General features: G+C 61.9%; 28 protein-coding genes, 1 tRNA gene and 1 other annotated feature. Of the genes, 11 read left to right on the top strand and 18 right to left on the bottom strand.

Annotated elements, in window-relative coordinates; translation table 11 throughout:
* Positions 1 to 281 precede the first annotated feature (281 nt).
* On the bottom strand, positions 282 to 1,763 hold the full coding sequence (locus tag N8A98_RS18680; RefSeq protein WP_262167564.1) for a SulP family inorganic anion transporter: 1,482 nt from the start codon (positions 1,761 to 1,763) through the stop codon (positions 282 to 284).
* Between the two features lie 57 nt (positions 1,764 to 1,820).
* Positions 1,821 to 1,878 (bottom strand) — a sequence feature (sul1 is cis-regulatory element that is thought to sense ions involved in sulfur or methionine metabolism; They are found in Alphaproteobacteria).
* A 114-nt stretch (positions 1,879 to 1,992) separates the two neighbouring features.
* On the opposite strand from N8A98_RS18680, the gene N8A98_RS18675 reads away from it, so the two are divergent.
* Together N8A98_RS18675 and N8A98_RS18670 are read left to right on the top strand one after the other, a co-directional pair.
* Positions 1,993 to 2,484, top strand: coding sequence for a hypothetical protein (locus N8A98_RS18675; RefSeq protein ID WP_262167562.1), 492 nt, complete (start codon positions 1,993 to 1,995; stop codon positions 2,482 to 2,484).
* Between the two features lie 23 nt (positions 2,485 to 2,507).
* Positions 2,508 to 3,161 (top strand): YoaK family protein, encoded by a 654-nt coding sequence (locus N8A98_RS18670; RefSeq protein ID WP_113122117.1) that lies wholly within the window; start codon positions 2,508 to 2,510, stop codon positions 3,159 to 3,161.
* Positions 3,162 to 3,212: 51 nt separating this feature from the next.
* On the opposite strand, the gene N8A98_RS18665 is transcribed toward N8A98_RS18670, so the two are convergent.
* Both N8A98_RS18665 and N8A98_RS18660 read right to left on the bottom strand, forming a co-directional pair.
* Positions 3,213 to 3,566: a hypothetical protein gene (locus N8A98_RS18665; RefSeq protein ID WP_262167559.1), complete on the bottom strand. Its 354-nt coding sequence runs from the start codon at positions 3,564 to 3,566 to the stop codon at positions 3,213 to 3,215.
* A 277-nt stretch (positions 3,567 to 3,843) separates the two neighbouring features.
* A complete protein-coding gene (locus N8A98_RS18660; protein ID WP_262167557.1) occupies positions 3,844 to 4,473 on the bottom strand; it encodes a TetR/AcrR family transcriptional regulator in 630 nt (209 codons plus the stop codon).
* 72 nt (positions 4,474 to 4,545) lie between these two features.
* Here N8A98_RS18660 and N8A98_RS18655 point away from each other — a divergent pair, with 72 nt between their 5' ends.
* Entirely contained in the window at positions 4,546 to 5,277 is a 732-nt protein-coding gene (locus tag N8A98_RS18655) for an SDR family oxidoreductase (RefSeq protein WP_262167555.1), read from the top strand.
* 217 nt (positions 5,278 to 5,494) lie between these two features.
* The gene (locus N8A98_RS18650) at positions 5,495 to 5,995 is read left to right on the top strand and encodes an SRPBCC domain-containing protein (RefSeq protein WP_262167553.1); all 501 of its coding nucleotides are present in this window, start codon (positions 5,495 to 5,497) and stop codon (positions 5,993 to 5,995) included.
* 146 nt (positions 5,996 to 6,141) lie between these two features.
* On the opposite strand, the gene clpA is transcribed toward N8A98_RS18650, so the two are convergent.
* The 3 genes from clpA to N8A98_RS18635 form a co-directional block, all read right to left on the bottom strand.
* Positions 6,142 to 8,481, bottom strand: a complete 2,340-nt coding sequence (clpA, locus tag N8A98_RS18645; RefSeq protein WP_315974512.1) for an ATP-dependent Clp protease ATP-binding subunit ClpA — start codon at positions 8,479 to 8,481, stop codon at positions 6,142 to 6,144.
* A 9-nt stretch (positions 8,482 to 8,490) separates the two neighbouring features.
* Positions 8,491 to 8,886 (bottom strand): ATP-dependent Clp protease adapter ClpS, encoded by a 396-nt coding sequence (clpS, locus tag N8A98_RS18640; protein WP_390888847.1) that lies wholly within the window; start codon positions 8,884 to 8,886, stop codon positions 8,491 to 8,493.
* Between the two features lie 289 nt (positions 8,887 to 9,175).
* Positions 9,176 to 9,433 carry an invasion associated locus B family protein gene (locus N8A98_RS18635; protein WP_262167551.1) on the bottom strand — a complete coding sequence of 86 codons (258 nt, stop codon included), beginning with the start codon at positions 9,431 to 9,433 and terminating at the stop codon, positions 9,176 to 9,178.
* 523 nt (positions 9,434 to 9,956) lie between these two features.
* Between N8A98_RS18635 and N8A98_RS18630 the strand changes: the two genes are divergently transcribed.
* The 3 genes from N8A98_RS18630 to N8A98_RS18620 all read left to right on the top strand — a co-directional run bounded on the left by N8A98_RS18630 (position 9,957) and on the right by N8A98_RS18620 (position 13,170).
* A complete protein-coding gene (locus N8A98_RS18630) occupies positions 9,957 to 11,543 on the top strand; it encodes an SPOR domain-containing protein (protein WP_262167550.1) in 1,587 nt (528 codons plus the stop codon).
* 79 nt (positions 11,544 to 11,622) lie between these two features.
* Complete coding sequence (locus N8A98_RS18625; RefSeq protein WP_035102719.1) at positions 11,623 to 11,892, top strand: hypothetical protein; 270 nt, start codon at positions 11,623 to 11,625, stop codon at positions 11,890 to 11,892.
* Between the two features lie 258 nt (positions 11,893 to 12,150).
* The gene (locus N8A98_RS18620) at positions 12,151 to 13,170 is read left to right on the top strand and encodes a serine hydrolase domain-containing protein (RefSeq protein WP_262167547.1); all 1,020 of its coding nucleotides are present in this window, start codon (positions 12,151 to 12,153) and stop codon (positions 13,168 to 13,170) included.
* A 12-nt stretch (positions 13,171 to 13,182) separates the two neighbouring features.
* Here the strand turns inward: N8A98_RS18620 and N8A98_RS18615 are convergent, their stop codons facing one another.
* From N8A98_RS18615 to mgtE, 6 genes are all read right to left on the bottom strand, one after another.
* The gene (locus N8A98_RS18615) at positions 13,183 to 14,022 is read right to left on the bottom strand and encodes a division plane positioning ATPase MipZ (RefSeq protein ID WP_262167545.1); all 840 of its coding nucleotides are present in this window, start codon (positions 14,020 to 14,022) and stop codon (positions 13,183 to 13,185) included.
* Between the two features lie 93 nt (positions 14,023 to 14,115).
* A complete protein-coding gene (locus tag N8A98_RS18610) occupies positions 14,116 to 14,943 on the bottom strand; it encodes a division plane positioning ATPase MipZ (protein WP_262167543.1) in 828 nt (275 codons plus the stop codon).
* A gap of 234 nt (positions 14,944 to 15,177) precedes the next feature.
* Complete coding sequence (locus N8A98_RS18605; RefSeq protein WP_262167541.1) at positions 15,178 to 15,603, bottom strand: DUF1489 family protein; 426 nt, start codon at positions 15,601 to 15,603, stop codon at positions 15,178 to 15,180.
* Entirely contained in the window at positions 15,600 to 16,280 is a 681-nt protein-coding gene (locus tag N8A98_RS18600; RefSeq protein WP_262167540.1) for a glutathione S-transferase family protein, read from the bottom strand. Before N8A98_RS18600 ends, N8A98_RS18605 begins: the two co-directional genes overlap by 4 nt.
* A gap of 353 nt (positions 16,281 to 16,633) precedes the next feature.
* Complete coding sequence (locus N8A98_RS18595; RefSeq protein ID WP_262167537.1) at positions 16,634 to 17,209, bottom strand: chloramphenicol phosphotransferase CPT family protein; 576 nt, start codon at positions 17,207 to 17,209, stop codon at positions 16,634 to 16,636.
* Positions 17,210 to 18,625, bottom strand: a complete 1,416-nt coding sequence (gene mgtE, locus N8A98_RS18590) for a magnesium transporter (protein WP_262167535.1) — start codon at positions 18,623 to 18,625, stop codon at positions 17,210 to 17,212.
* A 132-nt stretch (positions 18,626 to 18,757) separates the two neighbouring features.
* Here mgtE and N8A98_RS18585 point away from each other — a divergent pair, with 132 nt between their 5' ends.
* Positions 18,758 to 19,129 carry an MmcQ/YjbR family DNA-binding protein gene (locus tag N8A98_RS18585; protein ID WP_262167533.1) on the top strand — a complete coding sequence of 124 codons (372 nt, stop codon included), beginning with the start codon at positions 18,758 to 18,760 and terminating at the stop codon, positions 19,127 to 19,129.
* A gap of 101 nt (positions 19,130 to 19,230) precedes the next feature.
* Positions 19,231 to 19,395: a hypothetical protein gene (locus tag N8A98_RS18580; RefSeq protein ID WP_162740262.1), complete on the top strand. Its 165-nt coding sequence runs from the start codon at positions 19,231 to 19,233 to the stop codon at positions 19,393 to 19,395.
* A gap of 49 nt (positions 19,396 to 19,444) precedes the next feature.
* On the opposite strand, the gene N8A98_RS18575 is transcribed toward N8A98_RS18580, so the two are convergent.
* The 5 genes from N8A98_RS18575 to N8A98_RS18555 form a co-directional block, all read right to left on the bottom strand.
* Positions 19,445 to 20,092, bottom strand: a complete 648-nt coding sequence (locus N8A98_RS18575) for a LysE family translocator (protein WP_262167531.1) — start codon at positions 20,090 to 20,092, stop codon at positions 19,445 to 19,447.
* Positions 20,085 to 20,723, bottom strand: coding sequence for an FMN-binding negative transcriptional regulator (locus N8A98_RS18570; protein WP_262167530.1), 639 nt, complete (start codon positions 20,721 to 20,723; stop codon positions 20,085 to 20,087). The genes N8A98_RS18575 and N8A98_RS18570 overlap by 8 nt, the downstream gene beginning before the upstream one ends.
* Positions 20,724 to 20,860: 137 nt before the next feature.
* A tRNA-Leu gene (locus N8A98_RS18565) sits at positions 20,861 to 20,947 on the bottom strand.
* Between the two features lie 124 nt (positions 20,948 to 21,071).
* Positions 21,072 to 22,265, bottom strand: a complete 1,194-nt coding sequence (locus tag N8A98_RS18560) for an MFS transporter (RefSeq protein ID WP_262167528.1) — start codon at positions 22,263 to 22,265, stop codon at positions 21,072 to 21,074.
* A gap of 181 nt (positions 22,266 to 22,446) precedes the next feature.
* Positions 22,447 to 22,680 carry a FliM/FliN family flagellar motor switch protein gene (locus tag N8A98_RS18555; protein WP_113122098.1) on the bottom strand — a complete coding sequence of 78 codons (234 nt, stop codon included), beginning with the start codon at positions 22,678 to 22,680 and terminating at the stop codon, positions 22,447 to 22,449.
* 77 nt (positions 22,681 to 22,757) lie between these two features.
* Between N8A98_RS18555 and lipB the strand changes: the two genes are divergently transcribed.
* Together lipB and N8A98_RS18545 are read left to right on the top strand one after the other, a co-directional pair.
* Entirely contained in the window at positions 22,758 to 23,498 is a 741-nt protein-coding gene (lipB, locus tag N8A98_RS18550) for a lipoyl(octanoyl) transferase LipB (RefSeq protein ID WP_262167525.1), read from the top strand.
* Positions 23,499 to 23,548: 50 nt separating this feature from the next.
* The gene (locus N8A98_RS18545; RefSeq protein WP_113122096.1) at positions 23,549 to 24,088 is read left to right on the top strand and encodes a DUF4282 domain-containing protein; all 540 of its coding nucleotides are present in this window, start codon (positions 23,549 to 23,551) and stop codon (positions 24,086 to 24,088) included.
* Positions 24,089 to 24,159: 71 nt separating this feature from the next.
* Here N8A98_RS18545 and N8A98_RS18540 read toward each other — a convergent pair whose 3' ends face one another.
* Positions 24,160 to 24,537, bottom strand: a complete 378-nt coding sequence (locus N8A98_RS18540) for a DoxX family protein (protein ID WP_113122095.1) — start codon at positions 24,535 to 24,537, stop codon at positions 24,160 to 24,162.
* Positions 24,538 to 24,563 lie beyond the last annotated feature (26 nt).

Below are 24,563 nucleotides of genomic sequence, written 5' to 3'. Positions count from 1 at the left end.
CGAGTCGGGTCAGCATATCCATCCAGGTTAGCGAGCCGATGGTGAAGGCCCCGAGCGTGACGAATGCGGCGAAGTCCTTGATGAAAGTGAGCATCTGCATCTCCCGTGTTGCTATAATGTTCTTATAAGTTCATCGTTTGTTCTTGTCCAGTGGGGGAGGAGCGGGAACAGCGGGGATTGAGCACATTTGGTTAGCAAATCATTAGGAAAGGTTGCCGGACTGTTCACCTTGAGACCGCCAGCGTTGTCAGCCGGCGGCGTGATGAGCATGCTGCCCCAAGCTAGTGCCCGATGACGATCTCGGCGTCATTGCGCTGATGGGTACCCAGATTGTCGACGATGGTCGCGCTGGCCCGATTCAGTCCGCGCAATTGCACATCAACGCCGGCCTTGCGGAATTTCAGCACCGCCTTGTCGATGCTGGCGACGCTGGAAACATCCCAGATATGGGCATGGGCCAGGTCGATGATGACGCGCGTCACTTTCTCCTTGAAATCGAACGCAGCCATGAACTGATCGGCCGAGGCGAAAAACAGCTGGCCGCTGACATGATAGACGCGCGTGGCGCCGTCGTCGGACAGCTCCGGGCGCACGGCGAATATCTGTGCGATCTTCCAGGCGAAGAACACGCCCGACAGCAGCACGCCGACCAACACGCCAATGGCCAGGTTATGCGTGCCCACGACAAAGGCCACAGTGGCCAGCATCACGAAGGACGAGCTGCGCGGATGATCTTTCAAATTGCGGATCGAGCGCCAGTCGAAGGTGCCGATCGACACCATGATCATGATGGCCACCAGCGCCGGCATCGGAATGATGCGCAGCAGATCGCCCAGCAGCACCATCAGCACCAATAGGTATGCTCCGGCGAGGAAAGTGGAGAGCCGCCCTCGCCCGCCCGAGCGCACATTGATGCCCGATTGGCCGATCATGGCGCAGCCGGCCATGCCACCGAAAAATGCCGAGGCAAAATTGGCCACGCCCTGCCCGACGCATTCCAGCCGCTTATTGCTGCCGGTGTCGGTCGCTTCGTCGATGATCTGCGCGGTCATCAACGATTCAAGCAACCCCACCGCCGCGACGCCAATGGCGTAGGGCAAAATGATGATGAGTGTGTCGAGGTTTAGCGGCACTTGCGGAATCAACAACTGAGGCAAAGCCCGCGGCAGCTCGCCCATATCGCCGACCGTGTGCAGGTTCATGCCCGAGAACCACGCCAGAGCCGTCAACACCACGATGCACACCAGCGGCGACGGCACGGCCCGCGTCAGCCGTGGGAACAGATAGATGATCGCCAGCCCTGCCGCGACCATGGGATAGGTCAACCAGGGCACATCGATCAGCTCTGGCAATTGCGCCATGAAGATGAGAATGGCCAAAGCGTTGACGAAGCCGGTCATCACCGATTTGGAGACGAACCGCATCACGCGATGCAGGTTGAGCCAGCCGGCGGCGATCTGCAGCAGCCCGGCCAGGATCGTTGCGGCCAACAGATATTGTAGCCCATGCTCGCGCACCAGCGAGCCCATCAGCACGGCAGTAGCAGCGGTCGCCGCTGATATCATCGCCGGCCTGCCGCCAAAAAACGAAATGACGATGGCTATCACCACCGAGGCATAGAGCCCCACTTTGGGGTCCACCCCCGCAATGATGGAAAAGGCGATGGCCTCGGGCACGAGCGCCAGCGCCACGACGAGCCCGGACAGCACGTCGCCGCGAATATTGCCGAACCACTCCTGGCGGTACTGATCGAAATCAAACATGTAAAAACCCAACAGGCGTCCCGCGCGGCAGCGCACGAATAGCGGGAGGCGATAAGTTGGTGACCGGGGGATAGGCGCCCGGAGAAGCCACCCGGGTCAAAGCCCCGAGTCCGACGAAGGCTCGATAAATGTCCTGATCTCCGCCGGAAATCAAGCCACGCGGCTCTCTCGACCAGTTCTCACGCTTCTGTGATAATAGACGTGTCACCTCAGCAACTGGATTGAGTCCATGTCCGAGCCGAACACCACGCCACAAGTTACCCTGCAGCAGCTTGTTACCCTGGCCACTGGAACGGGCTTTGGCCTCGCCGTTTCTGCCGCCGTGCTGGCCCTGCTTGGCCTGCTGCTGCCCTTTGTCAGCATCTCGACCAATATGGGCCTGGGCCTCGACCAATCCGGCAGTTTTAACGGCTTCGCCGCTGCCGGCTGGATCGCCTGGCTGGCACTGCTGATTTTCGTGCTCGCCGCGGCCTCGGGTCGCGTCACCCAACTGGCGCCCTATCGCAATATTCTGGCCTTGGCCGGCCTGCTCGCCAGCGTGGTCACCGTGCTCGTCGGCTGGTTCTTCTCCCCAGCCGCGGCTCAATTCGCCGAGGTCAACCGCGCCCTCGCCTCTGCCGGCTCACCGGGCAATCTCATCAATATCGGCCCGCATATCGGCATGGTCGTGCTGCTCGCCGCTGGCGCGCTGATTTACTGGTCGAGCCGCAAACCGGCCTGAAATACAGGGGTTCGGTTTCGGCCATGACGCCCATGCCCCAACTCAGCCTCGGCCTGCTGCTTACCGCGGCGGCCGGCTTTGCCGACGTCGTCGGCTTTATCGAACTCGGCGGGCACTTCACCTCATTCATGAGCGGCAACACCACCCAGTTGGGTGACGCTCTGGCGCAAGGCAGCTGGCCGGTGGCGCAGCTCACCGGCTCGCTGGTGGCGCTTTTCTTCCTCGGCAGCGTCTTTGGTTCCCTGCTCGCCTTGCTGGCCGGCCCGCGTTGGGGGGCGAGCGCCGTGACCGGGCTGGTGGTGATCTGCTTTGCCGCCACGCTGGGGCTGGCGGTTACCGGCTTTCCGCCCAGCCAGTTCATGCTGATCCTGGCCACCGGCGCCGGGGCGCAGAACGCTATCCTGCCCTCCATCGGCTCGGTCCGGCTGGGCACAACTTTTGTCACCGGCACCCTGTTTGCCGCGGGCCAGGACCTGGCCCGCGCCCTGTGCGGCCTCGCCCCGCCATGGCGCTGGGCGCAGCATGCGCTGGTCTGGGCCTCATTGCTGCTCGGAGGCCTACTCGGGGCGCAAGGCTATGGGTTAGTGGGGGTGAATGCGTTGATGGTGCCTGGGGTGGTGTATCTAGGGTTTCTGGTGGCGTTTTTGATCCGACGACCGGCGAAGGTAGTGCCATAGACAAAGGTGCCGCGTTCGGGGGGGAACGACATTGTGGAAGGTGCCCGACGTTCAGGACTGCGGGGGTTCGGTGAGGAAGGGCATAATATCCACGCCATCCCCAGGAAAGACCGTGAAATGAGGATGGTTCTCGAACAGGCGGGCGGCCGCTTCGATGGTGTCGGCCTCGACAACGATATAGCCGCAGAAGGGGTTGGTGGCACTGGCTATGCCGTCCTTGGTGACGCGTGTCGTCCGGCCCACCATGCCGCCGCGATCGGGGAAGGAGGCGGCATTTTTCTTCTCCCACTCCGCCCAAAGCGGCAAACCGACGGCATCAACCGCATCCTGCTCGGATTTGGGCATGCTGCGAAAGCGGGCCAAATCTTCGGGTTTCATGGTGTAAACGGCAAGGAAACGGGGCATCTTGCGCTCCTCATGCTGACAGAAGACGCCTCAGCCTAGCCGCTTGGGCGGCCGAAGTCACGGCACAGCGGATTCGTTGTGCATGCCGCCAACTGCCCCGGAAATCCCTCCGGCATGCGCGTCAACAATTCGCCGGCCAAGGCCGGTAGTTGTCGCGCAGGTGGGCCAGGTTTTCATGCAGCGGGTTCCGCTGCTCTATCCATAGCCGGAGAAGTCCGAGATGGGGTGGCTCGCGGACGGTCTGCTCCTGGCTCGCGGCTGGAGAAAGCAACCACGCTCAGCCTCCCGACATTTCGAGATAAGACAGGCACATAAGTGTCAATTGGTGACGAATTTCGGCCTGTTCGGACGCCGGCAGATCGCGTTCAAAGTCGTTTCGCACCGTCCCGAAGATCACCGACAGGAGCGTGACGTTGACCAGATCGATATTGGCATAGACCGCGTCGGGGGCGCTTTTCAGCATGGCGATGGTTGCTGCGTCCATGCGCCTGGCGAACGCGTCGATCAGGGCCTCGTTGTCGAGTTCCACCGCCGACCTGTAGAGCGCGCGCGTCACCTCGCTTCGTTCGGTCTTGGCTTGCCAATAGGTGGTGACCAGCACCTCGACCATCGTTTTCGTCGACGCCCCATATTGGGCCTGGCAGGCCGCCTCAACGCGTTCAGCCACCAGATCGAGATAACGCTCGTTGAGCGCATAGAGCAGCGCCTGCTTGTGCGGAAAATACTGGTACATCGTGCCCACCGATACGCCTGCGCGTTCGGCCACGCGTGTGGTCGTCAGTCGATGGATGCCTTCGCGCAGCAAAACCTGAATGGTCGCTTCGAAAATCGCCTCGAGCGTCGCTGCAGATCGTGCCTGGCGCGGCTTTTTGCGGGCGCTGAGATGTTGAGGCGGTGTCGCGTCCATATGCGAATCCCGAAAACGAATGATCCTTCATATATTGATCACATCATTTCGGCTGATATCTAAGGAAATTCAATGAAGGATATGAAGAAGGTCGCGCTTGTGACCGGCGCCAACAAAGGCATCGGTTTGGAAATTGCCCGGCAATTGGCCCAGGTCGGCATTGCGGTGATCATGGGTGCGCGAAACCTGCAGCGCGGCCAGGATGCCGCCAGCGATCTGGCAAAGACCGGGCTGGACGTCGAGGCAATCAAAATTGACCTCATAGACGAGGCGAGCATAGCTTTGGCGGCTGAAAAGATTGCCGCCAAATATGGCCCGCTCGACATTCTCATCAACAATGCCGGGATCGTCGATCCCGAAGATGGTCCGCCTTCCGTTAGCTCGACGGCCGCGACGCGCCGGCTTATGGAAACCAATTTCCTGGGCACCCTTGCCGTTACGCAAGCCATGCTGCCCTTGCTGCGCCGGTCGAACGCCGGTCGCATCGTCAACCTTTCAACGACGCTGGGTTCGCTGGCAATCAACGGCGATCCGAGCTCGCCTTATTACGAGGCCCGGCTGATCGGATACAATGCGTCCAAGGCCGCCCTCAACATGCTGACAGTCCAGCTGGCGGCGGAACTGAAGAACACGACCATTGTCGTGAACTCGGTTGCCCCAGGCTATGTCAAGACCGACCTGACAGGCGGCAACGGCTTCATGACACCTGCCGAAGGTGCACGCCTTCCGGTCGAGTATGCCTTGCTCGGCCCCGATGCCGTTTCTGGCAGCTTTGTCGAGCCGAAGGGCAACATCCCCTGGTAGGGCATGACTAGAATTGCGCTTGCCAGCAACGCCCGCTTCGCAGCGAGCTTGTCTAAATCCCCAGGACTGAATTGGGGTCGGTGGCGGTCCGGTGCCTTTAGGTGGATTGCGGAAAGGCCGCTTTCGGACGACAACAGGCAGAAGCTGACAGGCCGCACACCCTCTAGAGTACGTGCATCGTGAGTCAGCGCGGCCTGGTCAAATTCTGGGGGAATGGATGGTCGATGCAGTGGTCACCCAATCGATTGAGATCGCGGCGACTCTTGAGGCTGTGTGGAGCGTGCTTATTGACCGCGCCAAGGGGCGAATCTGGCGGAGTGCCGACTTCGATACAGATTGGCAGCCAGGATCGCCGATCGCCATCACGGCCCACATCGGATCCAAGCGCTATAAGGACAAAGGCACCGTGCTTGAGTGCACCCAACCATCGGTGCTCGCCTACGAATTCCTCCCACGAATATCTGGTCTGCCTGATGTTCCTGAAAGCTATTCGCGCGTCACACTTCGCCTAAAGCCAGCCGCATCAGGCGTAACGCTATCGGTTTCCCATACCGTGCCACCATCCCCCGTCCGAAGGGGCAGGACGTTCGAAATAGGACCCGAGTCCGGTGAAAGGCATGTGGCCTTTTACTGGCGTAGCACATTGCCGCTGATCAAAGATCTGGTGGAAGAACGCCCGAGCATCGCCCTGCGCATGGCGATGGAAGCGATCAAATAGAGCCGGCGACCTTTCGCGTCTTGTCCGGCAACGGCGGAGTCGAAAGCCGCCACTCGCTGGCGATGGTCGTGCCGTTGTTCAGCAAGAGCAGCGCCCCCCTGACGCTCAATAACAAAAAAGGCCCGGATCGCTCCGGGCCTTTTGCATTAGTTCTTGTCGGCCGTGGCCTTGGGCTTTTTCGGCTTGGGCAGGGCCTTGGGCTTCGCTGGGCGGGGTGGTACGGCCACCAGTTCCAGCTTGGCTTCTTGGCCTTCGCCCACCACGGCGACGGTTACCGTGCCGCCATTGATCAGTTCGCCGAACAGCACTTGGTCGGCCAGGGGCTTTTTGATGTGCTCCTGGATCACGCGGCCCAGCGGGCGCGCGCCCATGCGTTCGTCATAGCCACGTTCGGCCAGCCAATCGGCGGCTTCCGGCGTGAGGTTGATCGTGACGCCGCGTTCGGCCAGTTGGCCTTCAAGCTGCAGCACAAACTTCTCGACGACGCGGCGGACCACTTCGCGCGGCAGCGGTGCGAAGGAAATGATCGCATCGAGCCGGTTGCGGAATTCCGGGGTGAACAGGCGGTTGATCGCCTCTTCGTCGTCCCCCTGCTCGCGCTTGCGGCCAAAGCCGATCGGCGCCTTCTGCAGATCCATGGCGCCGACATTGGACGTCATGATCAGGATGACATTGCGGAAATCCACCGACTTGCCGTTGTGGTCAGTCAGCTTGCCATGGTCCATCACCTGCAACAGGATGTTGTAGAGATCGGGATGAGCCTTCTCGATTTCGTCGAGCAGCACCACGCAATGGGGGTGCTGATCCACACCATCGGTGAGGAGGCCCCCCTGGTCGAACCCGACATAGCCCGGAGGGGCGCCGATCAGGCGCGACACGGTGTGCCGCTCCATATATTCGGACATGTCGAAGCGCAGCAGTTCCACTCCGAGGGTATCGGCGAGTTGCTTGGCAACTTCGGTCTTGCCGACGCCGGTCGGGCCGGTGAACAGGTACGAGCCGATCGGCTTTTCCGGTTCGCGCAGGCCGGCACGGGCCAGCTTGATCGCCGACGACAACGCCGTGATGGCGATATCCTGACCGAACACCACGGTCTTCAGACTCTGCTCGAGGCTGGACAGCAGCTCGGCATCGGACTTGGAGACCGATTTTGGCGGGATGCGCGCGATGGTGGCGATGGTCGCCTCGATATCCTCGACATCGATGACCTTCTTGCGCTTGTCCTCGGTCACCAGCATCTGGCTGGCGCCCGTCTCGTCGAGCACGTCGATCGCCTTGTCCGGCAGCTTGCGGTCATTGATATAGCGCGCGCTCAGTTCCACCGCCGCTTTAAGAGCATCGTCGGTGTACTTGATCTTGTGGAACTCTTCGAAATAGGGCCGCAGACCTTTCACGATCTCGATGGCATCGGGCACGGACGGCTCGTTGACATCGATCTTCTGGAAGCGGCGGACCAAAGCCCGATCCTTCTCGAAGAACTGGCGATATTCCTTGTAGGTGGTCGAGCCGATGCAACGGATCGCGCCGCTCGCCAAAGCGGGCTTGAGCAGATTGGAAGCATCAAGTGCGCCGCCCGAGGTGGCGCCAGCACCGATCATGGTGTGGATTTCGTCGATGAACAGCACCGAATTGGGGAGCTTTTCCAGCTCCTTCATCACGGCCTTGAGGCGTTCCTCGAAGTCGCCGCGATAGCGGGTGCCGGCCAGCAGCGAGCCCATGTCGAGCGAGTAGATCACTGCTTCTTTGAGCACTTCGGGCACATCGCCCTCAACGATCTTGCGGGCCAGGCCTTCGGCAATCGCCGTCTTGCCTACGCCGGCATCGCCCACATAAAGCGGGTTGTTCTTGGACCGGCGGCACAGGATCTGGATGGTGCGGCGCAGTTCGGCATCGCGGCCGATCAGCGGATCGATCTTTCCGGCCCGCGCCTTCTCATTGAGGTTGACGCAGAAATCGGCCAGGGCCGAACTCTTCTTGGCCTCCGCTCCGCCTTCAGTATTGCCTTCGCCGTCCTCAGCACCACGCACCTTGCGCTCCTCGCTGGGACCCGATTTGGTAATCCCGTGGCTGATGAAATTGACCGCGTCCAGCCGGCTCATGTCCTGCTGTTCGAGGAAATAGGCGGCGTGGCTCTCACGCTCGGCAAAGATCGCCACCAGCACATTGGCGCCGGTAACTTCTTCGCGGCCGGAGCTCTGCACATGGATGACGGCGCGCTGGATCACGCGCTGGAAGGCTGCGGTGGGCCGTGCATCCTGGCCATTGGCCACGATCAGGCTATCGAGCTCTTCATTGATGAAATCTTCAAGATCGCTCTTGAGCGCGTCGATATCGACATCGCAACCGGTCAGCACGGCGATCGTCTCACGGTCGTCGGTCAGGGCCAGCAAGAGGTGCTCGAGCGTTGCGAACTCGTGGTTGCGCTCGCGCGCCAGGTTCATCGCCTGATGCAGAGCCTTTTCAAGTCCGCGGGAAAATGAGGGCATATGATGTTCCTATTGCTTTTCCATCACGCATTGCAGCGGATGCTGATTTTTGCGTGCAGTGTCCATGACGCGGGTCACCTTGGTTTCGGCGACCTCGTATGGATAGACGCCGCATTCACCCACCCCCTTTTGGTGAACATGCAGCATGATGCGCATCGCCTCCTCACGCGTCTTGTTGAACACATCCTGCAGGACCAGCACGACGAACTCCATCGGAGTGTAGTCGTCATTCAGCAAAAGCACGCGATAAAGATTTGGGCGCTTGGTTTTTGGCCGGGTCTTGGTGATCGTCCCGGTTTCGGTGCCGTTCTTTCCCCCGCCATCCTTGCCGCCATCATCCTCCTTGGGCCCGGCCCAAGCGGGCATCGGCTCCAGACGCAAGGCGGCTGGGGCCTCATCGGTCATGGCGAAGAGGTCAATATCGGTCATAGGAAGACATCTGTCGTAAGAGAAACGAAGCAGCATGGTGGACCCATTATGTAGGCAAAATCAGGCCCGTGTTAAGGGGCAATGCATCGCGTTTTTGTGACAGCGGAAAAAGGCCGGTTAACCGGCGCTTTCCGGGTAATCCGGCTGCGCTTCCGGGCGGGCGGCGATGAAGGCGGGCAGGCTCTCGCACCGCCCCGCTATCGCCAAAACGAGGGGGAACCGCTGCAGCGCTACGGCCAAAAAGCCACCTTCTGCCTTTTGGTGATCACTTCGCGTCAAGAAATGCCAACAAATCGGCAAGAGACGTGGTTGGTTCGCCATCCCAGGCCGCGCTGAAGCCCCGCAAGGTCAACTCAATGACCTTGTCGCGACCGTCAACATTCACGCCCAGGCGATATGACGCCCCACCCTTCAACTGGGCAAGATAATCCTCGTTCAGAACGACTTGCGTCGTGCACCAGCTTCCGTCGCACTTCATAAAAGGCACCCTGATCTCAAGGCCGCGGTCAATCGTCCAGGTCACCCGTAAGGCAGAAGGACATTTGGCCAAACCCGCGCGACCGCCAGCAATCGCGACTGCCCCTGGGACGGATCATTGCGGACCCAGTAGGAGACGCCCTGCCGAGAACGAATTCCAACAATGCAAGCGTTACCGTCGCAGGCCTTGTACCACCGGCCATTCTGGAGGCTCGCCGCAGATGCAATCGGCACCCCAGCCACGAAAAGCACGATAGCAACGACAAACAGACGAACTATACGTTTCATAGCAGCCCCTTTTGCGCCGAGCAGGCGGCGGGAACGGTACCGGTGCATTCGGCTGATCACGAAGAATCGTACAAAATAGAATCCCCCTCCACCACTGCCCGTGACCGGCTCTCCACACTCATGACAAATTCGGTGGCATTTTACGGAATGGTAACGGCGAGCCAGTAATCTCCAAAAAAGGAGAGGATAGACCGGAGTGTTTGGGGCACGCCGGGACCATCCGCCAGTGTGTGTTGCGTACGGGCGCAGAAGCGTCCGAGGAATAAGAGTTGGAGTACCGGGTGGCTTCTCAGGCGAAATCCCCATGGCGTACGGTTGTTGTCCGCGCCTTTGCCGCAGTCCTCGTCCTGTTTGCAGTTACGGCTCATACCGTAGCGCCCGCACAGGCTATCGAAAATCTCCGCAAATATGCCGGTATCGTGGTCGACGCCAAATCCGGGCAGGTGATGTATGAAGAGGCCGCCGATAGCCGTCGCTATCCAGCCTCCGTCACCAAGGTCATGACGCTCTACATCCTGTTTCAGGAATTGAGCGCGGGCAATCTCAAGCTCTCCACCAAAATGACCGTGTCGCGCTTTGCCGCGGCGGCCGTGCCCACCAAGCTGGGCCTGCGCGCCGGCTCGACCATCACCGTGGAAGACGCCATCAAGGCGCTGGTGACCCTGTCGGCCAATGACATGGCCCGCGTCATCGCCGAGCATATCTCAGGCTCGGAAGCCAAATTCGCCGAACGCATGACCGCCACGGCCCGCGCCCTGGGCATGCGCAACACCACATATCGCAACGCCTCCGGCCTGCCCGATGGCGGCCAGATCACCACTGTGCGCGACCAGGCCATCCTGGGCATCGCCGTCTACCAGCACTTCCCCAATTATTACGAGTTCTTCCAGACCAAGAGCTTCAGCTACGGCAAGAATACCTATGGCAACCACAATCGCGTGCTGGGCTATATGGGCGCCGTGGACGGTATTAAGACCGGCTATATCAATGCCGCCGGCTCCAACCTGCTGACCGCCGCCCGCCGCGACAATCGCCACATCGTCGTGGTCGCTTTCGGGTTCAATTCCAGCGGCGCCCGCGATGAGAAGGTCCGCCAGCTGGTTGCCAATTATCTGCCCAAGAGCCGCCAGGGCAATTACCTACAAACCGCGATGATCCCCCAGCCGGGCCGCCAGGGCAGCGCGACCGTCCAGGTTGCTGTCGCCCAGCCGAGCCAGCCGGTGTTCGTACAGCCCATGCCCCTGCCCGGCTTCCGCCTGGCCCAGCTGGTGGCCGCCAATGGCGCCCAGGCCCAGCCGCGCGCTTCCGTGGCGCCCGAAGTGGTCGTGGCCAATGCCGCGCCCGTTCCCCAGCCCATGCCGGCCGATCTGGGCCTGCAGCCCGCTGTCCAGGCGGCCAATATCCTTGCGGCCCCCAGCCAGGCGCCCCAGCCGGAATATCCCAGCCAGGACGTTATCGGCGCTTGGCTGAGCGACACCTATAATCTGGGCGCCCCTCCGACGGCCCTCGGCCAGACCGCGCCCTCCGCTCCGCTCGAAATGCCGGCGCCCGCCGCCGCGCAGGAACAGCCTGTCGACCTGATGACCTCGGGCTCGGTGCAGGTTGCTGCCGGCGACGTGCCGCCTGGTGGCTGGGTGGTGCAGATCGGCGCCGGCCCGTCGGAAGACAGCGCCCGCGCCATGCTCTCGGATGCTGCCGGCAAGGTCGGCACGCTGGGCGATTTCCGCTCCTATGTGGAGCGCTTCGAAAAGAACGGCCAGACCTTCTTCCGCGCTCGCTTCGTTGGATTTGGCGATCGCGACGGGGCCACGGCCATGTGCAACCAGCTCAAGCAGCAGAACCTGTCCTGCCTGGCCATGCAGAGCTAGCGAGATAACGAGAATGACCGGCGGCACGCATCGCCGGTGACCAGGGAAGCAAATTGGTGCCTGTGTTTGGAGTAGCCCAATGAGCGAACGTACTGCCCTCGCCGAGCTTGCCAGTTTCATTGGCCGCTCAGCCCTGACCTCGGACGACATGGCCGCGCGCAACCGCGTGCTGGCCGGAATGACCGGCCGCATGCTGCCCCGCCGCCGCGGCGTCGGCGACCTGCTCGGCGTCGTGCTGGCCCTCTCCGCCCGCACCCGCCGCATGGTGCAGGAGCCGGTCCATATCGACATCGATGTGTTCGCCCCCGGCGGCAAGCGGGCTTTGCGTATGAGCTTTGGCAAGCGGTAACGGACGGCAATACCCGCCTTTGTTGCAGCGGTGTTTACCCCTGAACGTACTCGAGAATGCGGTGTCATTCCGGCGAAGGCCGGAATCCATGTCCGCATGTAGCCACAACCACGGCGCACCCTGATGCTTCACAGCATGGATTCCGGCCTCGCCGGAATGACATCGTGGGTGATGTGCGTCCTGAGTGATCTGCCTCCTTGAATTTTCACCCGACATTTCACTAGGCTCCACACCCAACCCAGTGGAGACCGCCAGGAAATGTCGCCTTCCTTCGATCCCAGCCTGCCCCGCAAGCTCGAAGCCGGCATAGAATCCGGTCTGCTTCGCCACCTGCATGCCGTGCTTATCGGGCACAACGGCGAATTGGCGCTCGAAACTTATTACACTGGCCAAGACGAAAACTGGGGCGATCCGCTTGGTGACATCACCTTCGAGGCCCAGACGCTGCATGACCTCCGCTCAGTCACCAAGAGCGTGGTTAGCCTGCTCTATGGCATAGCGGTCGACCGGGGCCTGGTGCCGCCGCCCGAAGCCCCGCTCTTCGCCCAATTCCCAGATTATTCCGACCTGCAGGCCGACACGACCAAAGCCGGCATCACCATTGAGCACGCCCTGACCATGAGTATGGGGCTACAATGGGACGAGAACCGCCCCTATACCGATCCGCTCAATAGCGAAATTGCCATGGAAAATGCGCCGGATCGCTATCGCTTTATCCTCGAACAGCCTGTCGTCGCCGAGCCGGGCACGCGCTGGATCTATTCCGGCGGCAGCGTGGCGCTGATCGGCGCACTGATCGCCCGCGGTACTGGGCAATCGCTGCCCGATTTTGCCCGCGAAACGCTGTTCGGCCCGCTCGGCATCAAGCAATTCCAATGGAATAGCGGCCCCGATGGCGTTGCATCCGCCGCCTCCGGCCTGCGGCTGCGACCGCGCGACCTGCTGCGGATCGGGAATATGGTGCTCAAGGGCGGCGAATATGAGGGACGCCGCATCGTCTCGCGGGGCTGGATCGAGGCATCGCTGAAGCCGGCCATCGAGACCGGCGACGGACTGCGTTATGGCCGGCTGTGGTTCCTTGGTGAGGCGCCTACGCCGGCTCTTTCCGGAGAGCGCAACTGGGCGGCCGGCTTCGGTAATGGCGGACAGCGGCTGTGGCTCATGCCGGACGCTGGCGTGGCCGTGGTCATCTATTCGGGCCATTACAATGAATGGGATGCCTGGGTGACGCCCAACCGGGTGTGGCGGGAGATTGTGCTGGCGAATTTGGTGGCCTAAGCCCTGCTCTCGTTACCCCTCGGCGGACACCTTGGCGCGGGCTTTGACCGGCAGATGCAATGCCGACACCAGCGCGCGATACTCCTCGCGCGCGCCCACATGCGACAGCGATGGCGCGCCGCCCAATAGCGCCTCGTCCAGCGGGTCGAACACTGTGAGGCCCATGGGAAACAGCGAGCGGAACACCACGCGCTCGGCAATGCCCTCGGCGACCCGACAGCCGAAGCGGGCGGCGATCCGCTCCAGCATGGTCTGCACCTGGCGCATGCTGCGCGAAGACAGCATCGAGATGCGGTTGCGCACCAGCACCCAATCCATGGTCTTGCCATCGATGGCCAGACGCTCCGAGCGGGCTCGCTGCACCAGCCGGGCATAATGGCTCATCTCACGCGGCGCGCCCGTCACCGGGTCCATCTGCGCCAATACATTGAGATCGATCAGGCTGTCATTGACCGGGGTGACCAGCGTGTCGGCCAGCGAATGCGCCAGCCGCGTCAGATTGGTGTCGAAGCCCGGTGTGTCGATCACCAGGAAATCGGTATCGTCCTCCACCTCGCCTATCGCCTGGCGGAACATCTCGAACTCGCGGCCGTGATTTTCCTTTACCGAATCCCCCTGCGCCAATGGCAGGTGGAAATGGGTCGGATGCGGCAGGCTCAAGCCGTGTGCCCTGGCCCAGTCGCGCCGATTGCGCACATAGTGGGTGAAGGTCTGCTGGCGGCTATCCACATCGATCGAAGCGACCCGATAGCCCTGGTAAAGCAGGTAGATGACCAGATGAAAGGCCGTAGTCGATTTGCCCGACCCGCCCTTTTCATTGCCGACGACGATGACATGCGGGCCCTGTCGCACGGCAAATCACTCCTACTACGTCTGGCAAGTGTCAGTGTTTCGCGCCACCCGGCAAGGGTGGTTCTGTTACAAATATTGCTGAACAGGCAGAGCCTATGCCGCCATCCGCTGCCGCACCGGCAATTGCAGCGCCCCCACCAGATTGCGGTATTCCTGCCGCGCACTGACATGGGACATCGAGGGCGCGCCACCCAGCGCAACCTCCTCCAGCGGATCGAACACCGTCATGCCGCTGGCAAACAGCGAGCGGAAGATCACCCGCTCGGCAATGCCATCGGCCACCCTGGCGCCAAAGCGCGTGCCGATCCGCTCCAGTGTCGCATGCACCTGATTGGCATTGCGCGAGCCCAGCATGGAAATGCGATTTCGCACCAGGACCCAATCGATGTTCTTGCCATCTGCGGCCAGCCGCTCCGAGCGCGCTCGCTGCACCAGCCGTGCATAATGGCTGGTTTCGACCGGCTCGCCCGTCTCGGGGTCGACCCGCGCCAGCACGTTCAGATCGATCAGGCTGTCATTGAGCGGGGTCACCAGCGTATCGGCCATGGTATGGGCCAGCCGCGTCAGATTGGTGTCAAAACCGGGCGTGTCGATCACCAGGTAATCGACCGCCCCATCCACCTCGGCAATCGCCTTGCGGAACACCGCCAGCTCGGCCTGCTGATTGTCCTTGATCGAATCGCCCCAGGCCGTTGGCAGATGGAAATGCTTGGGATTGGGCACATTAAGGCCCCGCTCCCGCGTCCAGGCGCGGCGGTTACGCACATAATGGGTAAAGGTCTGCTGCCGGCTGTCCACGTCGATGGTGGCGACGCGATAGCCATGGTGCATCAGGTAAATGGCGAGGTGAAACGCCGTGGTCGACTTCCCCGACCCGCCCTTCTCATTGCCCACCACAATGACATGTGCCCCCTGCCCCATCGCCGTCTCCAAATCAGGAACGATTAACTCTTGGTCAACACATCGAACCCGCATGGTTAAGGGTTGGTTAACGCGGCGGTTTCTGTGTGGGAGAAGGTGCCCTCGGAGCGAAATTTGTGCTTTGCCACAATGTCATTCCCGCGAAAGCGGGAACCTCTGTTTTACGCACTGGCATAAAGAAAACGGAGGTTTCCGCTTTCGCGGGAATGACACCGTGGGTTGGCATAAGCGACGCTAGATCAGCCCCAGCTTCGCCAGATCCGCTGCCAGGGCCAGCGCTTCGGCATTCTCGTTCGCGCCCAGGTCGGGCGGGGCGTCCTCGGGGCGGAGGTAGCGCCAGCCCTGGAAGGGACGTTTGGGATAGGGCACGGTGCGCACCATGTCGCGGCTCATGATGATGTCGCAGTAATCCTTGCCCTCGGCATCGGTATAGGGCGCCAGGCGCAGGATGGGCTGGCGGCAGACGATGGCGCCGGCGATGACCCAATAGATCGAGGACACGCCTTCCATCTCCTCGGCACGCTTGGGGCGCATGCGGGTGCGGTGCACATGCACGTCCTCGCCGTAATCGGCGCCCCACCAATGGGCGCGCTCGTCACGGTAGCTTTCGAGTTCCGCCAGGCTTGCCACCCCGACGCTGAGTTTGACCATATGGATCATGCCAAAGTCCCCGGCTTGACGCGTCCCTGCATCACGTCGATTTCGTCGTCGTCGACGACCCACGGTTCGCGCAGGGCTAAAGCCAGCCATTGCTGGAAGGCCGGCAGGCTGTAGATGGCTTCGACATAGGCGTTCAGAAGATCGGAAACCGGCAAGGCATAGGTGCGAATGCGTGTGGCCACCGGAGCGAACATGGCGTCGGCCGCGGTGAATTCGCCGAACAGGAACGGGCCGCCCGACTGAGTCAGCAGGCCGCCCAGCAGGGTTTCCAGCCGATGCAGGTCCTTGCCGACGGTGTCGATATTGACCTTGCCGGGGTGGGCGGCGCGCAAATTCATCGGCGCATGACTGCGCAGCGATTGGAACGCCGAATGCATTTCCGCACTCGCGGCGCGCGCCATTGCCCGCTGCCGCAGATCGGCCGGCCAGATGGCTTTGTCGGGATAAAGATCGACCAGATATTCGATGATCGCAATCGTCTCGGGGATCACCAGATCGCCATCGATCAGCACAGGCACCTTGCCGGTGGGCGAGCGCGCCGCCAGCGTCTCGCGCCAGCCTTCGCCGGCGAGTTGCAACACTTCGTCTTCGAATGGAATGTCGAAATGAGCGAGGACCAGCCAGGGCCGCAGCGACCAGGTGGAATAATTGCGATTGCCGATCAGCAGCTTCATCATTGTTTCCTAAGCAAGAAGGGCGCCCCAGTGGCTTGGGCGCCCTCCTAAATCGTGTGAGTGAAGAACTCTAGCGCCTAGACGCCAGCAATTACGGAGAAAACCAGTCCCATCGAGAGCAGGCAGACCATGGTCCAGGTCGCTGCTCGCCACATATTGGCCTTCGGTTGACTTCGCATAGATCGCTCCTTGTCAGCCGTTCACTTCCGGTTGGCGACGCCACTGACGCGCAGGGGTCACACCCGGTCATGAATCGTTAACTGCGTCATAAATGCTTTGCAAGCGGCGAAGTTGCCACAGTCCACAGGCTTGATTCCGGGCGCGGTTAAGACGTTCCAACCCGAATTCCCGGCATTTTAGCGATGTTGAGCGGCGCCGGAGGCCATCGCCCGGCGGGCAAAAAATGACGGGCCGGTACGATTTTCCCAGGCCGCAATCACCCGCTCGACATTGCCTTGGGCATCCGAGTCGGTCTGCACCTCAAAGTCATATTCCATGCCTTGGTGGATGGTATGGAAATCCTGCTCGGCGCTGCCCAGGGGCCGGTCGCCTCGGGCCTTTTCCCGCTCGATCAGCAAAGGCAGTGGGCAATGCACCCCGACGAGAAACACGTCGAAGGGGGCGAATAGAGCCACCAGCTCGTCCAACCAGCCCGGCGTATCCAGAATGTGCTCGAGCACCAGATTATTGCCTGCCGCCGCATAGGCTGCAAGCGAGCGGTGAAACCCGTCGAAAAACGGTGCCCGTGCCGCCTTCCAGTCGAATTCACCGCTTTTGAAACGGCCCGAGGGCAGCACGCCCGCATCCCGCAGGTGATCGATGGAAATGTGCCAGAACGGTAGCCCGATCTGCGCCTGGATGCCCCGCGCAATGGTGGATTTGCCGCTGCTCGAGGCCCCATGCACAAAGATGATCTTGCCCGGCTCGATCATCTAGAACAGCCCGAACCACAGCCCCGCAATACCGAGGAATGCGAAGAACCCGACCGTGTCGGTAATGGTGGTCACGAATACCGCCGAGGCGATGGCCGGGTCGGCCTTGAGCTTGTCCAGCGCCAGCGGGATCAAAATGCCAGCCGTGCCGGCCACGATCAGATTGATCACCATGGCCAGCCCGATCACGCCGCCCAGTTCGATATTGCCGAAGCGCAGCCAGGTGACCAGGCCGATCAGCACGGCAAAGATCACCCCATTGGCCAGGCCCACCACCATTTCGCGGGTGATCAGCCGGCGCAGGCGCCGCCCATCCAGCTCGCGCATGGCCAGTGCCCGCACGGTCACGGTCATGGTCTGGGTGCCGGCATTGCCGCCCATCGAGGCCACGATGGGCATCAGCACGGCCAGCGCCACCATCTGCTCGATCGTGCCATCGAACAGGCCGATGACGTAGGAGACGGCCACCGCGGTAAACAGGTTGACCACCAGCCACGGCACGCGGCTGCGCACCGTATCGATCGTGGTGTCGGAAATATCCTCGTCGCCCACGCCGGCCAGCAGCTTGATGTCTTCGTCGGCTTCTTCGTGGATGACGTCAACGATATCGTCGATGGTCAGCACGCCGACCAGCCGCTTGCTCTCGTCCACCACGCCCACTTCGACCAGATCGTAGCGCTCGAAATCGCGGGCTGCTTCTTCCTGGTCCTCATTGGCATCGACCAGGACGAAATTGGTGTTCATCAGAGTCTCGATGGAGACCACCCGCGCCGCACGCAGGAACTTGTCGAGCGGAATGGTGCCCAGCACCTGATAGGACGCGTCGACCACGTAGATCTGGTAGAATTCGTCGGGCAGATCGGGCTCGGTGCGCAGATAATCGATGGTCTGCCCCACCGTCCAGAATGGCGGAATGGCGATGAAATCGGTCTGCATCCGCCGGCCGGCGGATTCCTCGGGGAAATCGAGGCTGCGCTTGAGGCTCAGCCGCTCGAAGGTTGGCAGTTGCGAGAGAACCTCGTCGCGGTCGACTTGCTCGAGATCTTCGAGAATGGCGACGGCGTCGTCATTGTCCAATCCCGTCACGCCGCGCGCAATATCGGCGTTGGAAAGCTCGTCCATCAGCTCGACGCGGACACTCTCGTCCACCTCGGTCAGTGCCGAATAGTCGAACCGGTCGCCCAGCATGCGCACCAGCGCCAGCCGCTCCTCGGCATCGAGCGATTCGAGCACGTCGCCGACGTCGGCGGCATGCAGCGGCTCCATTACCGCGGCGACGTCATCCCCCCGCCCGGCATCCAAATAGGCGCGCAGACGTTCCAGCCACAGCGGACTGATGCGGTCCTCCGCATCGCGCAGCGCATCGGGATCAATCCCGACCTCTGGGCCGGGCACGGTTTCACTATCTGTGCTCACTGGAGGCCCTTTGTGTCGCTGGTGTCGGGGGCAGGCCCACCTGTAGCCAATCGGCTCACAATGCGCCAGACTGGGGGCGGCGTTTTTCGGTCAACAAGTACCGAAAAATCAGAGCATTGGGAGGAACGTCCGATGAGCGACGCCGGTGACCTCGATACCGTCTTCGAGCGCGTGCATGCCTTGGCCCAGGCTCGCCAGTTGCCGGGCATCACCCGCTCCACCAGCTATGGCACGCCGGCACTCAAGGTGCGCGGCAAGCTCATCGTCCGCCTCAAGGACGCCGATACCCTCGTGCTGCTGTGTCCGGCCGAGCAGAAGACCCTGTTGATGGAAATCTCGCCGCAAATCTATTTCGAGACGCCCCATTATATCGGCTATCCGGCCGTACTGATCCGGCTGCCCGCCATAGCCGACGAAGAACTTTCGTTGCGGCTGGAAGATGCCTGGCGCTTCAAGGCCCCCAAATCGCTGATTGCTCAGCGTCCGGCGCCAGGCGGGGCGTAAGTCGCCACGGCAAAAACACCTTGGGTCCCAACTTTTGCCCGATTATGCCGCTTAGCTCACTGATGTGTGAACGACCAAGATCAAACAACAAAGGTGATCCCATGTCCAAATTCCTCATCGCCCCGGCAGCCCTGATGATGGCGCTTGCCCTGGCGGCCTGTGGCGGCGACGCCCCTGCCGGTGGTGGTACGCCCCCGGCCGACACCAGCACGCCGGCAACCACGCCGCCGCCTGCTGAACCGGCGCCCGCGACGCCTTCCCCATAATGCAAAGGCCGCCTCAACAGGCGGCCTTTTTCCTTTCCGGTGCTTCCCGTCAGGACGGGCGCCGGGCCAATACCAGCACACCCGCCAGCGCGATCATCGCGCCGCCCGAAGCCTCGCGCAGCCGCCGCACCAGCGAGGGATTAGCCGCCGCCCCGGCGCGAATGCGGCTGGCGGCAAAGGCCACGACGATATCGGCCAGGGTGTTCAGCACCACCGAGACGGTGCCCAGGGCCACGAATTGCAGCGCCACATTGCCCGCCGCGGGATCGATGAACTGGGGAATGAAGGCGAGGAAAAACGCTGCCGTCTTGGGATTGAGTGCTTCGACCAGCACCCCCTCGCGAAACGCCCGCCCTGCCCCGACCGCCGAAGCCACGAGTTCGCCGCCCAAAGCCGCGCGGGCATCGCGCCGTGCCGCCTGGATGGTGCGAATGCCGATCCAGACCAGATAGGCCGCCCCGGCGAATTTCAGCAGCGTGAACAGCTCGGCACTGGCCAGCACGATGGCCGATACGCCCAGCGCCCCAGCCAGAACATGCACCATGCCGCCCAGTCCATTGCCGAAACTGGAAGCAATGCCCTCGGCACGACCACCGGCCAGCGTGCGGGCGGCAACATAGAAAATGCCCGGCCCCGGCGTGATTGCGAGCAGCAGGCAGGCGCCGAAATATAGGATAAGTTGGCTGGTATCAGGCATGATTGGGTCCCGTCGGTATCATGGTGGCGACATCGTGGTCGCTGTTCCGCTCGCTGCCGGCAAGACCGGCCGCCACACCGCTCCGGTCGGCCTCCGGGCGATTTTGGCTCATCTTGCGCTTGCCCTCGATACGGCTGATCGGCAAGCGCAGGCCGACAATGCCCTTCAACTGTGCGCGGATATATTCGGCGGGCGCATCGGTGACGGCCCAAGGCTTTTCTCGCGGCTGCTCATGCAGATGGGTGAGCCGGGAGACTGCATCGAACAGGCGCGCTTCATCCTCGAAAAACTCGATCGGGCCATGGGCGTGAACGGCCACATAATTCCAGGTCGGAACGACTTTGCCGTGTTCCTGCTTAGCGGCGTACCAGGACGGCGTAACATAGGCATCCGGCCCCGAAAAGATGACCAGCGCATCCCCGATAACCGGCGCTTTCCACTGCAGGTTGGCCTTGGCCAAATGCCCATAAAGCACGCCATGCTCGCCCTCATTCTCATCGAGAATAAGCGGTAGCGGCGTTGCCATCAGGCCCTCGGCCGTGGCGGTCACCAGCGTGGCAAGCCTGGTCTCGCGCATAATCTGGCGCAGGGCCTGGGGGTCGTCTTCGCGAAAGGCGGGTGGTGTGTACATGCGGCAGCAATATCATCCCGGTTCGGCGTTCTCACGCGAAAAACGCGCAGAGCCGACATGCCCGCTCCGCGACATCGAAATGGACCAGGAATCAAAAAGCCGCGTAATCTAGGGATTACACGGCTTTTTTGAATATTTGGTGCGGTCGAGAAGACTCGAACTTCCACGCCCTTTCGGGCACAGCGACCTCAACGCTGCGCGTCTACCAATTCCGCCACGACCGCACGCTTGGTAGGCTCCGTTCCCAAAGGCCCGAAGCGAGTGGGGATGTAGCAAAGGTCTTACCCAACCTCAAGCGGTTAAATCGAGATTCCGCGAAAGCTGTGGATTGGGAGGCGCTCTGCCACCCTAGGCCGGCTGGCCGCTGGGCACGGACTTGCTCAGCCTGATGGCCGCAACCGCGGCCAGCAGGCCCATGAACGAAGCCAGCAGCATTAACCCCAGCAGGAGCATGGGCGACGGCTGGCCGGACAATGCCAGCCCGGTCCCCGTGGTCAGCAACGCGCCACCCAGCACGGTTAGCGCGCCGGTTATGCCCGCAGCGCTTCCCGCCAGCCGCGGCTGCACCGACATGGCTCCGGCATTACTGTTCGGCATGGTCATGCCATTGCCCAGGCCGACAAAGATCGTGGATCCGAAATACAGGAGCGGCGACAGCTCGCCCATAGCGACCAAGATCAGGCCCGCGGCGAGTCCCAGGCAGGCAAAAATCCGGCCCATCAACATGATCGTCGCAGACGAATACCGGCCGGCGAGACGGCCTGCCAACCAAGCACCCGCGATGAAACCAGCCGTGATGCTGCCGACGAACATGCCGAGCTCGGCCGTGCCGATGCCGAAAACGGCGGTGGCAATCAGCGGGGCTCCGGCCAGGAATATATAGAAGGCACCGGTCGAGAAGGCTGTGCACAGCGCGTAGCTCCAGAACACTGGCTTGCTGAGCAGCGTGCTCAATCGTCTCTCGCCGGGTTTTGCAGAAGGCCGGATGGTTTCGCCCACGTCTGCCCATGCCAGGCACAGCAGCCCTGCCCCAGCCACCGCATAAAGTACGAAGATCATGCGCCAGCCAAAGGCTGCGTCCAGCACGCTGCCCAGCATCGGCCCCAACATGGGCGCAAGCGCCATGGCCATGCTGATGCGGCCCAGCAATCGCGCAGCATCGCTGCCTTCATTGGTGTCGCGAACGATCGCCAGCGACAGCACATAGCCCGACACCACCGCGGCCTGCAGCATGCGGAATGCCAGCAGCATCCACACATTCTGCGCCATGGCGCAGCCAAGCGAAGCGAGCGTGAACACGGCCAGCGCTACCAGCAAGACCGGCCGCCGGCCAATTCGATCGGCAAGCGGGCCAACGCTGAGCTGGACCGCAGCCGTGACGGCGAGGTAGCCGCCCAGGGCGAGGCTGACCAGGGCATAGTCTGCATCCAGATCGCGCGCGATATTGGTCAGCGAGGGCACGATCATGTTCAGCGTTACCACGGAGGTCGCCGTGATCAGGATCAGCGTGGTCAGAGCCGGCGGGGCGCTTGCCTGGCGCATCGGTTTTCATCCTCCAAAAACAAAAAAGCCCCCGAACGATTGTTCGGGGGCGCATGGCGAACGGATATGGCTTCCGCTACCGGACCATGCACCTTTCACCTACAACGACGATGTGGGACTGCAGCATTTGGTGTTTCCTTAGAGCGGTCACGCTAGCCCCGGACCAGGCCCGGGGCAAGTCCTAGCCCCGCTTGATCGCCTTTTGCGAGATCAGCACCCGCAGGTGGCCTTCTTCGACGCTGACCTCGCCATGGGCGATCAATGTGTTATTGGCGTAGATATTGAGCGGATCGTTTTCCATCGCGTCCAGTTCGATCACCGCGCCACGGCCCATGCGCAGCAAATGGTGGATCGGCATGGTCGTCGCGCCAAGCTCGACGGTGATGTCCACTTCAATATTGTCTAATGTGCTCATAGATAAGTCAGCAACCTCGTCCGCAGCACGATAGGCGCGCGGAATCTCTGTCTCATGATCGTCAGGCATTTATGGTTATGAAAGCGTTAACGACACCTCCCGAGGGCTGCGAGAGCACCAGCAAACTCATCCGCGCCGACCACAAGCCGGTGGAATGGCTGATTTCGTCCGAACCCGTGCCCTACCCGGCAGCGCTTGCGGCCATGCAGGCTCGCGCCATGGCCATTGCAGCAGGCGAGGCGGGCGAAGCCGTGTGGCTGCTGGAGCACCCTGCCCTTTATACGGCCGGCACCTCGGCAGTGCCGGGCGATCTGCTGTCGGACCGTTTGCCGGTCTATGATGCCGGGCGCGGCGGGCAATATACGTATCATGGTCCCGGCCAGCGCGTGGCTTACATCATGCTCGACCTGCGCGAGCGTGGCCGCGATATCCGGTGCCTGGTGCAGGGGCTCGAGGGCTGGGTCATCGACACGCTGGCCGCCCACAATATTGCCGGCGAGCGCCGTACGGGCCGCATTGGGGTGTGGGTCGACCGGCCGGACAAGGGCGCTGGAAAGGAAGACAAGATCGCCGCCATCGGCGTGCGCGTCTCCAAATGGGTGACCTTCCACGGCATTTCGCTCAATGTGGACCCTGATCTCAGCCACTATGACGGCATCGTCCCGTGCGGCATTACCGACCAGGGCGTGACCAGCTTTGAGGATCTGGGCCAGCTCGTCTCGATGCCCGAAGTCGATTCGGTGCTGCGCCGGTGTTTCGAACAGCGCTTTGGGCCGACAATGAGTTCGGCTGCAGAAGGCCTTGTTTCGGCTAGCTGACTTGCCCAAGTTGCGGTTAAGCTCGAATCGAGCCTCGGAAGGAGCCTGAAATGACCCTGGATGACCTGAAGCGCCTGTTTACGCGCCAAACCCTGTTCCGGCTCGACGCCATTCTGTCGCCAAAGCTGGTGCCGATTCTCTACGCTTTGGGATTGGCCGGCATTCTGCTCTGGGCGGTCAGCCATTTGTTCTGGAGCTTCGGGTTCGGCTTCGGCAATGGCCTGTGGGGCCTGCTCGAGATCGCCGTGTTCGGCCTGCTCGCGCTGGTCAGCCTGCGCATTGCCTGCGAAGCGCTGCTGGTGTGGTTCAAGACCAATGAGGCGAGTGGCGAGACGGTCAATCGCTCGCGCTATTCGGCCTCGCTGCTCGATGAAGTGCGCGACGCCATTCGTGACCTCGCCGAGGAAGGCGAAGACGCCGACTACGCCGAAGCCGACGAATATATCACCCCGGCCACTGACCCAGCCCCCTATGTGCCGCCCGCGCAGCCCTCGCCCGACGCGCCTCGCGCGCCAGCCACCAGTTCGGGCGAAGTGTTCAAGCCCCGCCGCACCGCCAAGCGCACCCCGCCGCCCAAGGACGCCAGCTAGAAGCGGAATCCACAGCACAAAAAACCCGCCGGGACCCATGTCCCGGCGGGTTTTTCATTACGGGCGCAAGCTTACTGCTTGTTGACGCTCCAGGCGCCCGGACCGGCAAAGACCAGATAGAGGAACACGAAGCAGAACAGGATTGCTGCATCGCCGCCATTGTTGACGGGGAAGAAGTTCATCGGCGCATGCACGATGAAATAGGCAAACGCCATGGTGCCCGAAGCGATGAAGGCGGCCGGACGGGTGAAGAAGCCGATGGCGATCAGCACGCCGGTCACGATTTCGATGATGGCGGCAAACCAGAAGATCGAGAAAGCGGGCGGGCTCATGTCGGTCGCGGGGAAACCCAGCAGCTTCTGCGTGCCATGGGCGATAAACAACAGGGCGGCAATAATGCGTAGCACGGCGAGGGCCTGCGGCGCGTAGGCGGAGAGACGATCGAACATTCAGTGATCCTTGTGAGCGTTGAGTG

This window comes from Devosia neptuniae (assembly GCF_025452235.1).
GTDB lineage: Bacteria > Pseudomonadota > Alphaproteobacteria > Rhizobiales > Devosiaceae > Devosia.
Note: the sequence above shows the minus strand (reverse complement) of the source record. Positions and strands in the feature narration are given on the sequence as shown.